Here is a 13,156-nt window from a genome sequence, read left to right on the forward strand (position 1 = left end):
GGGGCGCCGTCAGGCGATGACGACCTCGAGGGTGCGTGGCCCGCGGCGGGTGGCGGCGTCGTGCAGCGTCGCCTCGACCATCCGGTACGACAGGCCGGTCCCGACCTCGGTGCCGATGACCTGGCCGTCGAGCTCGCGGGCGGCGTCGAGCAGCTCGGCCGCGCTGGTGGGCGCGGGGCCGGTGCGGCGCAGCAGGTGGCCGGTGAGCACGCCGCGCGTGTGCTTGGCGTTGTGCGACACCACCGTGCGCTTCCCGCCGGACTCGCGCACCACCCGGACGGTCACCCAGTCGGCCGCGGCGTCGCCGGTGGTGGCGGGCTTCCACGCGGCGAGGTAGGCGGCCGAGCGGCAGTCGACGACGACGTCGCCCGCGGCCCGCGCGTCCAGGGCGGCCGCGAGGTGCGGGCGCCACGCCGTGGCGAGCTTGCCGACGCCGGGCAGGTCGACGCCCATCGAGAGGCGGTACGCGGGGATGCGGTCGGCGGGAGAGACGGCGCCCCACAGGCCGGAGAAGACGCGGACGTCGTCGGCGGCGCGGCGGGCGGCGTCGTCGGGCAGGTCCGCGAGGCCGGCGGCCGCGTACAGCACGCCGGTGTAGACGTGGGCGGCGGGCGCCGTCGGCGCGTCCTTGAGCTCGGTGTTGCGCGCGACCTCCGCGCCGAGCGACGCGCCCACCCCGAGGACCTGCGTCGCGTCGGGCCGCGCGCTCACCGCGGCCAGGGCGTCCAGCACGACCCGTCGCTGGTCCGTCAGGTGGCCGGCTCCCGTGAGCCCTGTCAGGTCGACCGAGGCGGCGCCGTCGGGCGCGGACGTCTTGCCCTCGGAGGGCGGCAGGCAGATCAGCACCCCGACACCCTATGGCGGGGCGCGGCGGGTCTCGGCAGTCGGACCTCCCGGCGACGGTGCGGTCCGTCACCGCTAGCGTCGTCGGGCATGGTCCACGTGAAGGTCTACGGCAACCGACGGGTGTGGGGTCAGCGGCGCGGGGAGGTCTCCGACGCGCTGCACGCGGCGCTGGTCGGCGCCTGGCGGATCCCCGAGGACAAGCGGTTCCACCGGTTCCTGCTGCTGGAGGACGGCGACCTCGTCGCCCCGCGCTCCGACGACTACCTGATGATCGAGATCGTCGCCTTCGCGGGCCGCACGCGGGAGGCCAAGCGGGAGCTGATCCGCCGCGTGTACGACGACGTCGCGCCCGCGCTGGGCGTCGCGGCCGACGACGTGGAGCTGGTCGTCCTCGAGTCGCCGGCCGAGAGCTGGGGCATCCGCGGCCGGTCCGGCGACGAGCTGTCGCTGAGCTACAAGGTCGACGTCTGACCGCACCGAGGTGAGCGGCGTCCGACCGGCTCGACCGCGCATAGACTGTGCGACGCGGACGAGTCGGTCGGACGGTCGCGTCGGCGGTGCCCTCGGGCGCCGTCGCCGAGGAACGTCCGGGCTCCGAAGGGCGAGGTGGTGGCTAACGGCCACCCGGGGTGACCCGCGGGACAGTGCCACAGAAAGCAGACCGCCGTCGCCGGGAGACCGGTGGCGGTAAGGGTGAAACGGTGGTGTAAGAGACCACCAGCACGGCCGGTGACGGTCGTGGCTCGGTAAACCCCACCTGGAGCAAGGTCAGACAGATTGTGTTCGAGGGCGGCCCGCCCGATTCTCTTCGGAGAAGCACAGTCGGGTAGACCGCTCGAGCCCTGCGGCAACGCAGGGCCTAGATGGATGACCGTCGCCCGTGCCCGGGCAACCAGGCACGGGAACAGAACCCGGCGTACAGACCGGCTCGTCCGCACGTTCCACCTGCCGCCAGACGTCGGTCAGGCTGTGGTGGGCCTCGGGCTCGCGGCGTGCTCGAGCGCCCAGGTCAGGGCGTGGTCGGCGACGCGCTCCCACCCCGGCGCGGCGCAGGTCCAGTGGTCGCGGTCCTCGAACTCGTGGTACTCGGTGAGCGCCGGAGACTTCTCCCAGTGCTTGGCGTTCGACCGGTTCACCGACGCCGGCATGATGTGGTCCTGCCCGCCCGCGATGAAGAGGAGCGGCGCCCGGTCGGTCGAGAAGTCCACCCAGGTCTCCTGGTGGCCCGGCTTGAAGTTGGCGATGAGGCCGTAGTCCCACACCCAGCGTCCCGGTGCCGGGATCGCGTACCGGTCCCACACCGCGCGCGACTCCTCGGCGGAGAGGGTGTTGGTGAAGGCGTAGTGGAACTCCTCGGGCGTGAACCCGACGGCGCGGTGCCGGTTCGCGGGGTTCTTGAGCGCCGGGAAGAGGGACTTCGCCTGCGACGGCGGGTTGACCCGGACGCCCTCGGTGGGCGCCGAGTCGATGACGACCCCGGCCGCCCCCAGCCCACGGGCGAGGAGCATCTGGGTGAGGGCGCCACCGAAGGAGTGGCCCATGATGATCGGCGGTCGGTCCAGGGCGGTGATGACGTCGGAGAGGTGCTCGATGGTCTCCGGGACGGTCAGGTCGGCGATGAGCTGCGGGTTCTCCCGGAGGGCCTCGACCTCGACCTCGAACCCTGGGTAGGCGGGCGTCACCACGGTGAAGCCCTGCTGCTGGAAGCGGTGCACCCAGCCCTCCCAGCTCCGCGGGGTCATCCACAAGCCGTGGACGAGGACGACGGTGTCTGGCGCGCTGTTTCCGGTCATGTCGCTCATGGGTGGTGGCCCCTCGCAGAGAATCGATGAACGCCGTGTGTCCGCGGGCAGCCGGTCGCGGTCGGTGACGGGCGGGGCGGTGTCCCCAGCCCGGGAGCGACAGAGGACGACCCCCGTGTCGTCATGGGTCACAGGCTAGGGAAGCGCTCCCATCGCGGCGCGGCCAAGCCGCGAAAATCACCCGCGAGCACCATGACGCCACTGTTCCCGCTGCGGGCTCCCGGACCCGACGTGCGTGGAAACACGCAGGCGGCACGGGGCGGTCGGGTGGGCGCGCGTGGGATGGGGGTCGTTCACCTCACCACGTCCTGGAAGGACGCACCCTCGTGACCGTTCCGCCGTCCACCCGCTCCGAGACCGGCGATCGTCCGCCGACCGTCGAGCCGCTGGCACACCCGCACGCCGCCGACGGCTCGCCGCCCACGGCGCCGTGGTCGGTGGCCGCGTCGGACGTGCTCGACGCCCTGGGGTCGCACCCGGACGGACTCGACCCCGCCGAGGTGGCGCACCGGCGGGCCGCCGCGGGACCCAACCGCGTGCCCGAGGGCCGCCGTCGCCCGCTGTGGCGTCGGGTCCTGACGCACTTCGACGACGTCCTCATCTACATCCTCCTGGTCGCGGCCGCGCTCAAGGCCGTCCTGGGGGACTGGGTCGACGTCGCCGTCATCCTCGCCGTCGCGGTGGTCAACGCGGGCATCGGCCTCGTCCAGGAGGGACGCGCGCGGCGCGCGCTGGACGCGATCTCGCGGATGCTCTCGACGCGCTCGCACGTGCGCCGGGGCGGTACCTGGGCCGACGTCGACGCTCAGGAGGTCGTGCCCGGCGACGTCGTGCGCGTCCGGCCGGGAGACCGGGTGCCCGCCGACGTCCGCCTGCTGGAGTCGCACGCGCTGCGGGTCGAGGAGTCCGCGCTCACCGGGGAGGCGCTCGCGGCCGCGAAGCAGGTGGACCCGGTGCCGGCCGAGGCCGGCCTGGGCGACCGCGCGAGCATGCTGTACTCGGGGACCCTCGTGGTCGCCGGGGGCGGCGCGGGCGTGGTCGTCGCCACCGGCGCGGACACCGAGCTCGGGCGCATCCAGTCGATGGTCTCGGACGTCGAGTCCCTGCAGACGCCGCTGGCCCGCACGCTCACGAGGTTCAGCCGGCGGCTGGCCCTGCTCATCGGTGCGACCTCCGCCGTCATGGTCGCGGTCGGCTGGGCGCTGCACGGCTGGGCCCTGCCCGAGCTGGCGGCCGCCGTCATCGGGTTCGCCGTGGCGGCGATCCCCGAGGGACTCCCTGCCGTCGTGACGATCACGCTGGCGCTCGCCGTGCAGCAGATGGCGCGCAGGAAGGCGATCACCCGCCGACTGCCCGCCGTCGAGACGCTGGGCGCGGTCTCCACGATCTGCTCCGACAAGACCGGGACCCTGACCCAGAACGAGATGACCGTGCGCACGGTCGTGACACGGGCGCGCCGGTTCGCGGTCGACGGCACGGGGTACGCCCCGCACGGCGACCTCACGCTCGACGGGCGCGCCGCCACCACCGCGGAGCAGCGCGACCTGGCGCGCCTCGTGGAGGCCTTCGGCCGGTGCAACGACGCGCTCGTCGTGGAGCGCGACGGGCACTGGCAGGTGCTCGGCGAGCCCACCGAGGGCGCCATCACGGTGCTCGCCGCCAAGGCAGGCTTCACCGATGAGGGCTGGCGGCGCCTCGCCGAGATCCCCTTCGACTCGGCCGCGAAGTACATGGCGACGCTCGACGAGGACCCCGACGGCATCCGGCACGTCATGGTCAAGGGGGCGCTCGACAGCGTGCTCCCGCGCTGCACCGTCCAGACCGGCCCCGACGGCGGGACCGAGCCGCTCGACGCCGACCTGTGGCTCACCCGGCTGGAGGAGCTCGGCGGGCAGGGACTGCGCGTCCTCGCCGCCGCGCGCGCGTGGCCGCGTCCCGGCGCGACCTCCCTGACGCCGTCGGACCTGGCCGACCTGGAGCTCGTCGGGCTCGTGGGCATCGTCGACCCTCCGCGGCCCGAGGCGATCGACGCGATCGCCGAGGCACGGGGGGCCGGCGTCCGCGTCGCGATGGTCACGGGGGACCACGCGGGCACGGCCCTGGCCATCGCCCGCGAGATGGGCATCGCCGACGGCGACGTCAGCGGCGGGACGGCCGCGCCGTGCGCCGCCGTGCTCACCGGGACGCAGCTGGAGGGGATGGACGACGCCGAGCTGCGGGAGCGTGTCACGGACGTCGACGTGTTCGCCCGCACGAGCCCCGAGCACAAGCTCCGCATCGTGCGCGCCCTGCAGGCGCGGGGCGAGGTCGTGGCCATGACCGGCGACGGCGTCAACGACGCCCCGGCGCTCACGCAGGCCGACGTCGGGGTCGCCATGGGCATCAAGGGCACGGAGGCCACCAAGGAGGCGGCCGACGTCGTCCTCGCGGACGACAACTTCGCGACCATCGAGCGCGCCGTCGTGGAGGGCCGGCGCGTCTACGACAACATCCGCAAGGCGATCCTGTTCCTGCTGCCGACGAACGGTGCGCAGTCGCTCGTGCTGCTGGTGGCCGTGCTGTTCGGCATGGCGCTGCCGCTGCAGCCCACGCAGGTGCTGTGGATCAACATGGTGACCTCGGTCACCCTCTCGCTGCCGCTGGCGCGCGAGCTGGCCGAGTCCGACGTGATGTCCAGGCCGCCGCGCGACCCCGCCGCCCCGCTGGTCACCGCCGCGTTCCTGCGGCGGATCGCGCTGGTGTCCGTGCTCATCGGAGGCGCCACCCTCGGCCTATGTTCGCCTTCGAGGTCGCGCAGGGCGCGTCGCTGGCCAAGGCCCAGGCCACAGCGGTGACGACGCTGGCTCTCGGCCAGCTCGCCTACCTGTTCAGCTGCCGGTTCCTGGACCGGTCGAGCCTCACGCCCGCCGTGCTGCGGGGCAACGGGGCGATCTGGTGGTCGGCGGCCGCGCTCGTGCTCCTCCGGTCGGGTTCCTCTACCTGCCCTTCATGCAGCGCACGTTCGACGTCGCCCCGATCGGCGCCCGGGAGTGGGCGCTGGCGCTGGCGCTGTCGGTCGTCGTCTTCCTCGCGACCGAGGCCGCCAAGGCCGTCGGTCGTCGGAACGGGCGGGGGGTGTCGGCATGACGACGATCCCCGCCGTCGCGCCGCGCAGACCCGTCGAGCTCGACCGTCTCGTGCTGGACCACCAGCTCGCCCTCGTGGACCTCCTGTCGCGGATGGACGGCATGCGGGAGCGGCTCCGCCGTGCCGCCCGCCACGATCCCGTCGAGCACGTCTCCTGGCGGCTCAAGCCGTGGGACTCGATCGTCGCGAAGGCGCTCCGCGAGGGCATCGCGCTGACGCCCGACGCGCTGCGGGAGCGGATGCTCGACCTGGCGGGAGTGCGCTTCACGTGCGCGTCCCCCTCCGACCTGGCGCGCGTGCGCGACGCGCTCCTCGCGCTGCCGGGCGTCACCCTCGTGGAGGAGCGCGACGGCGTCTCCGGGCCGGAGCCCGGCGGGTACCGGACCCTGCGCCTCGTCGTGCGGGTGTCCGGGGCGCGCGGCGAGGGCCACCGCGACCCCGCGGTCGAGATCCAGCTCCGCACCGTCGCGACGGACCCCCGTCGCCGGGCAGGTCGTCCCCTGACCTCCCTCGTGACCCGCCCGGCCGCGCCGGCCGCGGTCGCAGCGAGCCAGGAGGCGGAGGGCGTCGTCCTCCGGCTGTCCGGGGCCCTGGACGCCGCCTGCCTGGACGACGCGCGCGGGGCGCTCGCGCTGCTCGCGTCGGCGGGCTGTCGCCGCGTGGTGGTCGACGCCCACGACGTCACCTTCATGGACTCGGCGGGCGTCACGCTCCTCGACCGCGTGCGCCGGCGGTGCCGCGCCGCCGGCGTCCCCGTCACGCTGCTCGACCCGGCCGCCGCCGTCACGGACGTGCTCGAGCTGCTCGGGCTCGGCGGGCTGCTGCCCGTCGCCCGCTCGGCGCCGGGACCGGCCGGTGACCGGTGGTCGTGACCCGAGAGCCGTGGCAGCGGGGCCCGCTCTGCGAGGTACCACGCACGCCCGGCCCTGCGGGCCCGAGCGCCGCGGGACCGTGGACGACGAACGACAACATCGCGGAGCGCGACGCTCCCGCCACGACAAGGAGAACGAGATGACCGCGCAGCAGACGAACCAGCGGCCGCCGGCCGACCAGCAGAGCCTCATGGTCGGCGTCGACGGCACCCAGGAGAGCATGCACGCCCTCGAATGGGCCGCCTGGTACGCCCGCGACACGGGGTGCACGCTGCACATCGTCAGCAGCTTCATGCTCCCGGGCTTCACGGGCAGCTACACGTTCGCCCACGACATCCCGATGGTCGACGACCCGTACGCGCGCCGCTACGTCGAGGACCTTCTCGACCGGGCGCACAAGCGCGTCGCGGAGATCGGCGTCCCCGCCACGACCGAGGTCGCGACCGGTGACGCGACCACGGTGCTCGCGGAACGGTCGGCCGCCCACCGGTTCGTCGTGATCGGCGCCCGCGGTGCGGGCGGCTTCGTGGAGCGCCTGCTCGGCACGGTGTCCGCGAACCTGCCCGTCCGTGCGCAGTGCCCGACCGTCGTGGTCCCCCTCCACGCGAGGGACGACGGCGCCGATGGCCGTGACCCGGGCCGTCGCGGGCGGCGCATCGTCGTCGGTGCGGACGGCTCACGGTCGTCGGAGGCCGCGGTCGAGGCCGCGGTCGCCCAGGCGCAGGAGTGGGGCGCGGAGGTCGTCGTCGCGCGTGCCGTGACGATGGTGGGCTGGAGCCACTCGCCGTGGCTCGACACCGGCTTCCGGGACAGCGTCATGGAGGCCGCGCGGGCCGACACCGACCGTCTGCGCGACCGGCTCCGCACGACCTACCCCGACGTCGTGACCCGCACCGACGTGGTCGAGGGGCACGCGGTCGACGTGCTCGTCGCCGCCTCCCGGGACGCGGACCTGCTCGTCGTCGGGTCGCGCGGGCGGGGCGGCATCCGGGGGCTGGTGCTGGGGTCGACGAGCCAGGCGGTGCTGCGCCGCTCGCTGTGCCCCGTCCTCGTGCCCCGTCGGTGACGCGCGGCGGTGCTGTCCGCCCCGGCGCGGCGCCGCCCGGGCGGACAGGCGGGTCCCCTGCCTAGGATCGACGACATGGTGGCCCCTGTCACACGGGTCGGCATCGTCGAGGACGAGGCGCTGATGCGAGGCATGCTCGAACAGACGCTGTCGGCCGAGGAGACGTTGCGCGTCGTGCACTCGGTGCCGGGCGTCACGGAGGCGCGGCTGGTCTTCACGCCCGGGTCGTGCGACGTGGCGGTGCTGGACGTGAACCTGCCCGACGGCAACGGGGTGGCGCTCGGCCTGACCCTGCAGCGCGCCGACCCGCGGCTGGCCGTCATGCTGCTGTCCAGCGAGGACGTCATGGGGATGTTCACCACCGTCCAGGACGAGGCCAGCCGCCCCTGGAGCTACCTCTCCAAGCGGTCGAGCTTCGCGCGAGACGTCCTGGTCCGGGCGATCGTCGCGACCGCGCAGGGCCAGGTCGTGCTCGACCCGTACCTGGTCCAGCGGTCCACGCCCCGGCCGGGCTCGGCCGTCGCGGAGCTCACCCGGGCGCAGTTCGGCGTGCTGCGACTCGTCGCGGAGGGCCTGTCGAACCACGCCGCCGCGGACCGCCTGGGGATCAACGAACGGTCGGTCGAGAGCCACCTGAAGTCGATCTACCAGCGGCTCGGGATCGACGGCGGCGACCACAACCGGCGCGTCGCCGCCGTGCTGGCGTTCCTCGAGCAGACGGGCCGGTCGTGGCGCGCATGACGGCCCCCGTCGAGCGCGGGGCTACGCCGGTCGAGGGCGACCCGGCCGCCGCGGTCCGCGCGCGGGACCGGCTGCGTCTCACGGTCCTCGTCGCGGGGACGAACTTCGTGCTGTACGCGCTGGTCTCCCTGGCCGGCTGGGCCGGATGGGGCGGCCTGCACGCCGCGGTGGCCGTCGAGCGCGGCACCCTCGGCGTCGTGCTCGACGGCGTCGTCGTGCTGCTCGTGAACCTCGCCTTCGGCGCGGCCGTGATCGCCGGGACGCTCGCCTTCCGCCCGCTGGACCGCCCGTGGCCCGCCCGGGTCCTCGTGGTCACCTGCGTGGCGGCGGTGGCGTCGGTGCCGCGCATCCTGGCCCTCGCCGCGCTCACGAGCACCCCGTCCAGCGGCGCCTACGTCGCTGCGGTCGGCACGCTCGGGCTGCTGGCGGGCGTGGTGGGCATGACCGCCGGCCTGCTGTCGGCGTCCCTCGTGGACCGCGCGCGGACCGAGCAGGAGCGCCGCGAGGAGGAGGCGCTGCGCGCCGCCCGGGTGGTGGAGGAGCTGCAGGGGGAGGAGGTCCGGGTGCGCCGGCACGTCTTCGACCAGCTGCACGGCACGCTGCAGTTCCACCTCGTCACGGTGACCGCCGGCCTCGACCGGGTCGCCGACGAGCTCGCCGCGTCGGGCGACGACGCGCACGCCGCGGACCTGCGCCACTGGGCGGAGACCCTGGAGGAGATCCGCGAGCAGGACGTGCGCTCCCTGAGCCACGCGGTGTTCCCCTCCGGGGCCGACATGGGCACCCAGGAGGCGATCCAGGTCCTGCTCCGCCGCCTCCCGCCCCAGATCGACGCGGCGGTCGAGCTGGGCGACAACTACCAGACGCTCGTGGCCGACGACGGCCTGCGGATGCCCATGGCCGAGCGGCTCGTCGTGATCTACACCGTCGAGGAGGCGGTGACCAACGCGCTGCGCCACGGGCACGCGAGCAGGGTGCGGGTCCACGCCGACGCCGAACCGACGGACGACCCCGACCGGTGGGTGTTCGTCACCGTGGTCGACGACGACGGGAGCGGGCCGCCGCGGCCGGCGCCGCCGATGCACGGGCTCCGCCGCCACCGCGAACGCATCGAGTACCGGGGCGGCACCCTCACGCTGGGCACGAACCCCGGCGGCGGCGGCCGGCTGGCGTTCCGCGTGCCCTTCACGGTGGAACCGGAGGGCCGGCGCGAGGTCCCGCACGTGTGAACGCTACGTAAAGAATTCCTATGCCGTGGTTCCGTTCCTGGTCGGCACAGGTGTAACGTGGCGGGCGTCGTGACAACGAGGTCGCGAGTCCGGGACGCAGCGCTCGAGACCGAGGCGCGCAGGGACGCAGGACGTGGGACGAAGGTGTGGCAGTGACTTTCACCGACGAGGCGCAGGCCGGGGGAATCGCCCTGGTGGAGCGGGCCGACGTGAGCGTGGTGGACATGTGGGGCGAGATCGACATCGCCCTGCGCAACGAGGCGAGCGCCGCGCTCGCGAGGGCCTTCGAGCGTGACCTCCCCGTGGTGGTGGACACGTCGCGCGTGACGTTCATCGACTCCGCCGGGGTCGCCTTCCTCGTCCAGCTCTGCCGGATCGGCCGCGACGAGGGCCTGCGCGTGTCGCTGCACCGCCCGCCCGACGCCGTCCTCGACGTCCTGCGGATGCTCGACCTCGACGTGACGGGCGACACGACCGCGGTGGGTGCCGTCACCGACCGGGCCACGCCTCGGACGGCGCCGACCCGGGCCGTGCCGCGCAGCCTCGCCGGCTGAGCCCTTCGGCGTCGGAGATCGACGGGGTCAGTGGTCGCGACCGCTGGCGGCCAGCGCAGCGGCACCGACGATGCCGGCGCGGTTGCGCAGCGTGGCGGGGATGATCGGTGCCCGCAGGTCGAGCAGCGGCAGGAACTTCTCGTGGTGCTTGCTCACACCGCCGCCGACGACGATCAGCTCGGGGGAGAGCAGCATCTCCACCGTCTCGAAGTAGCGTTGCAGCCGCTCTGCCCACTGGTGCCATGACAGGTCGTGCCGCTCGCGGGCGGACTCGGCGGCCCGCGACTCGGCGTCGTGCCCGTCGATCTCGAGGTGGCCCAGCTCGGTGTTGGGCACGAGCACGCCGTCCACGAGCAGCGCGGACCCGATCCCGGTGCCGAGCGTGACCACGAGGACGACCCCGTCCCGGCCCTCGGCGGCGCCGTACCGCTGCTCGCCGACCCCCGCGGCGTCGGCGTCGTTCACCGCGGTCACCTCGCGCCCCGTCGCCTCGCGGGCGAGGGCAGGCAGGTCGACGCCCTGCCACGACTGGTGCAGGTTGGCGATGAACCGGACGACGCCGTGGTCCATCGGGGCGGGGAAGGCGACGCCGACCGGCACGTGGGCCGGCAGCTCGAACGAGTCGACCAGCTCGGCCAGCACGCCCGCCACGGCCTCCGGCGTCGAGCTCTCGGGGGTGGGGATGCGGCGGCGCTCGTCCGCGAACTCCCCGGTCGCCAGGTCGACCGGCGCCCCCTTGATGCCGGACCCGCCGATGTCGATGCCGAACGCGACCTGCTGCGTTGCCTCCACCATGGGCCCCATCTTGATGCAGGATCGTCCTATGAGCGACACAAGCCCGGCGCAGTACTGGTACAACACCAAGACCGGCGAGGTCGAGGAGAGCCACGACCGTTCCAGCTGGAGCCACCGCATGGGCCCGTACCCCACCCGCGAGGCGGCCCGCAACGCCCTGGACTCCGCGCAACGCCGCAACGACGAGTGGGAGGGCGAGGACGCCGACTGGCGCGGCCGCGACTGAGCGGCGCCTCGCCGCGGACCGATGAGTCCCGGACGTGTCCGTCGTCGACCGTCACGACGGAGGTGACGGGATGACGGCTGACGGGACGACGACGGTCGAGGCGAACGGGGTCACGCTCGGCGTGGAGCACTTCGGCGAGGAGACGGCCCCGCTGGTGCTCTGCGCGGGCGGCACGACGATGCTGTCGTGGCCCGACGCGCTCTGCGAGGCGGTGGCGCGCGGCGGACGCCACGTGGTGCGGTACGACCTGCGCGACGCGGGGGCGTCCACGACGGGGGACCCCGAGGCGCCGCGCTACACGCTGCGGGACCTCGCGGCGGACGCCGCGGCGCTGGCGCGCGAGCTCGACCACCGGCCGGCGCACCTGGCGGGCCTCGGCGTCGGCGGGATGGTGGCGCAGGTCGCGGTGGTCGAGCACCCGGGTGCGTTCGCGGCCCTGACGCTCGTCGGGACGCGGGCGGTGGCTCCCGGCCCGGTCGACGACGACCTGCCCGACCACGACGCGGCGGCCATGGAGCGGCTGTTCTCGCTGCCCGATCCCGACTGGTCCGAGCGCGACGCCGTGGCCCACCATGCCGCCCGCAGCGCCGAGATCCTCGGGGACGACCCGGCCGCGGCGCGCGTCCTCGCCGGCCGGGTGTGGGACCGGACGCCGGGCGCGTCGCCCGCGGTGCGGGCGGCCAACCAGCAGGGCACGGTCTTCGCCCGCCTCGACTGCTCGCCGCGCTGGCGCGAGCGCCTCCGCGAGGTCACCGCGCCGACGCTCGTGGTGCACGGCCGCCGGGACCCGTTCTTCCCGGTCGGCAACGGGGAGGCGCTGGCCCGCGACATCCCGGGCGCGCGCCTGCTGGTCCTCGAGGGCGCGTCGACGACGGTCCGCGACGACGACGCCGGCCGGGTCGCGGCGGCGATGCTCGCGCTGCCGGACGGCGACGTCTCGAGTCGGTACGTCTAGCGCTCGAAGGAGTGCGCGGCGTCGGGGAAGGTGCCCCCGCGGACCTCGGCAGCGTAGTCCTGCGCCGCCTGGCGCAGCAGGTTGCCGACCTCGGCGAACCGGCGCGCGAACCGCGGCGACCAGTCCGTCATCCCGGCCATGTCGGTCCAGACCAGCACCTGCCCGTCGACGCGCGGCCCCGCGCCGATGCCGATGGTCGGGATGCGCAGGATCTCCGTGGCGCGCGCGGCGACCTCCACCGGCACCATCTCCAGCACGACGGCGACCGCCCCGGCCTCCTGCACGGCGAGCGCGTCCTCGCACAGGGTCTCCGCGGCGTCGTCCCCCCGGCCCTGCACGCGCGGCCCGCCCAGGATGTTCTCCGACTGCGGCGTGAAGCCGAGGTGCCCGACGACGGGGATGCCCGCGTCGGTGAGGGCGCGGATCTGCGCGGCGGACCGGCGGCCGCCCTCGAGCTTGACCGCGGCGGCGCCGGTCTCCTTCATCACGCGGACGGCGGAGGCGAGGGCCTGCTCGGGGCCGGCCTCGTAGGTGCCGAACGGCAGGTCGACGACGACGAGCGCGTGCTCGGCGGCGCGGGCGACGGCACGGGCCGGCGGGATCATGTCGTCGAGGGTGACCGGGAGCGTGGTCGGGTGGCCGTGCATCGTGTTGCCGATCGAGTCGCCGACGAGCAGCAGGTCCAGGCCCGCGGCGTCGAAGAGGCGGGCCGTGACGGCGTCGTACGCCGTGAGCATCGTGAGCTTCTCGCCCCGCTCCTTGGCCTCGGCCAGGTGGTGGACCCGGACGCGGCGGCGGCGGGTGAGGTCGGCGGCGGGCGAAGGTGCTGCGGCGACGTCGGCGGCGGCGTCGTGACCGGGGTTCGACATGGCGGCCAGCCTATGCCTCCGACGCCCGGTACCGGGTATCCGTCCAGGTCCTGGCCCGGCGGGCGCGGGGGAGAG

Annotated in this window: 14 protein-coding genes and 1 other RNA gene; 11 read left to right on the forward strand and 4 right to left on the reverse strand. The window is 74.6% G+C overall.

The features are described from left to right. Positions 1–9: 9 nt before the first annotated feature. Complete coding sequence (locus ACH436_RS02045) at positions 10–846, reverse strand: YaaA family protein (protein WP_430558509.1); 837 nt, start codon at positions 844–846, stop codon at positions 10–12. An 87-nt stretch (positions 847–933) separates the two neighbouring features. On the opposite strand from ACH436_RS02045, the gene ACH436_RS02050 reads away from it, so the two are divergent. Together ACH436_RS02050 and rnpB are read left to right on the forward strand one after the other, a co-directional pair. Then, positions 934–1,317 (forward strand): tautomerase family protein, encoded by a 384-nt coding sequence (locus ACH436_RS02050; RefSeq protein ID WP_430558510.1) that lies wholly within the window; start codon positions 934–936, stop codon positions 1,315–1,317. A 59-nt stretch (positions 1,318–1,376) separates the two neighbouring features. Then, positions 1,377–1,781: RNase P RNA component class A (gene rnpB, locus ACH436_RS02055), an RNA gene on the forward strand. 27 nt (positions 1,782–1,808) lie between these two features. Here the strand turns inward: rnpB and ACH436_RS02060 are convergent. Continuing rightward, positions 1,809–2,648 (reverse strand): alpha/beta hydrolase, encoded by an 840-nt coding sequence (locus ACH436_RS02060; protein WP_430558511.1) that lies wholly within the window; start codon positions 2,646–2,648, stop codon positions 1,809–1,811. A gap of 326 nt (positions 2,649–2,974) precedes the next feature. On the opposite strand from ACH436_RS02060, the gene ACH436_RS02065 reads away from it, so the two are divergent. The 7 genes from ACH436_RS02065 to ACH436_RS02095 all read left to right on the forward strand — a co-directional run bounded on the left by ACH436_RS02065 (position 2,975) and on the right by ACH436_RS02095 (position 10,236). Then, positions 2,975–5,482 carry a cation-translocating P-type ATPase gene (locus ACH436_RS02065; protein ID WP_430558512.1) on the forward strand — a complete coding sequence of 836 codons (2,508 nt, stop codon included), beginning with the start codon at positions 2,975–2,977 and terminating at the stop codon, positions 5,480–5,482. A 154-nt stretch (positions 5,483–5,636) separates the two neighbouring features. After that, positions 5,637–5,774, forward strand: coding sequence for a hypothetical protein (locus tag ACH436_RS02070; RefSeq protein WP_430558513.1), 138 nt, complete (start codon positions 5,637–5,639; stop codon positions 5,772–5,774). Continuing rightward, positions 5,771–6,646, forward strand: coding sequence for an STAS domain-containing protein (locus ACH436_RS02075; RefSeq protein WP_430558514.1), 876 nt, complete (start codon positions 5,771–5,773; stop codon positions 6,644–6,646). The genes ACH436_RS02070 and ACH436_RS02075 overlap by 4 nt, the downstream gene beginning before the upstream one ends. Positions 6,647–6,785: 139 nt before the next feature. Then, the gene (locus tag ACH436_RS02080; protein ID WP_430558515.1) at positions 6,786–7,712 is read left to right on the forward strand and encodes a universal stress protein; all 927 of its coding nucleotides are present in this window, start codon (positions 6,786–6,788) and stop codon (positions 7,710–7,712) included. Positions 7,713–7,787: 75 nt separating this feature from the next. After that, complete coding sequence (locus ACH436_RS02085; protein ID WP_430558516.1) at positions 7,788–8,453, forward strand: response regulator transcription factor; 666 nt, start codon at positions 7,788–7,790, stop codon at positions 8,451–8,453. Further along, positions 8,450–9,682: a sensor histidine kinase gene (locus ACH436_RS02090; protein WP_430558517.1), complete on the forward strand. Its 1,233-nt coding sequence runs from the start codon at positions 8,450–8,452 to the stop codon at positions 9,680–9,682. The genes ACH436_RS02085 and ACH436_RS02090 overlap by 4 nt, the downstream gene beginning before the upstream one ends. 152 nt (positions 9,683–9,834) lie before the next feature. Next, positions 9,835–10,236, forward strand: coding sequence for an STAS domain-containing protein (locus ACH436_RS02095; protein WP_430558518.1), 402 nt, complete (start codon positions 9,835–9,837; stop codon positions 10,234–10,236). Positions 10,237–10,263: 27 nt separating this feature from the next. Here the strand turns inward: ACH436_RS02095 and ppgK are convergent, their stop codons facing one another. After that, positions 10,264–11,031: a polyphosphate--glucose phosphotransferase gene (gene ppgK / locus ACH436_RS02100; RefSeq protein ID WP_430558519.1), complete on the reverse strand. Its 768-nt coding sequence runs from the start codon at positions 11,029–11,031 to the stop codon at positions 10,264–10,266. Positions 11,032–11,059: 28 nt separating this feature from the next. Here ppgK and ACH436_RS02105 point away from each other — a divergent pair, with 28 nt between their 5' ends. Together ACH436_RS02105 and ACH436_RS02110 are read left to right on the forward strand one after the other, a co-directional pair. Next, positions 11,060–11,257, forward strand: a complete 198-nt coding sequence (locus tag ACH436_RS02105; protein WP_430558520.1) for an SPOR domain-containing protein — start codon at positions 11,060–11,062, stop codon at positions 11,255–11,257. 70 nt (positions 11,258–11,327) lie between these two features. Next, positions 11,328–12,212, forward strand: a complete 885-nt coding sequence (locus ACH436_RS02110) for an alpha/beta fold hydrolase (protein ID WP_430558521.1) — start codon at positions 11,328–11,330, stop codon at positions 12,210–12,212. On the opposite strand, the gene panB is transcribed toward ACH436_RS02110, so the two are convergent. Beyond that, the gene (gene panB / locus ACH436_RS02115) at positions 12,209–13,081 is read right to left on the reverse strand and encodes a 3-methyl-2-oxobutanoate hydroxymethyltransferase (protein ID WP_430558522.1); all 873 of its coding nucleotides are present in this window, start codon (positions 13,079–13,081) and stop codon (positions 12,209–12,211) included. The genes ACH436_RS02110 and panB overlap by 4 nt on opposite strands. Positions 13,082–13,156: the final 75 nt, after the last annotated feature.

The sequence above is a fragment of the Isoptericola sp. NPDC019693 genome (assembly GCF_044389085.1).
Taxonomy (GTDB): Bacteria; Actinomycetota; Actinomycetes; order Actinomycetales; family Cellulomonadaceae; genus Isoptericola.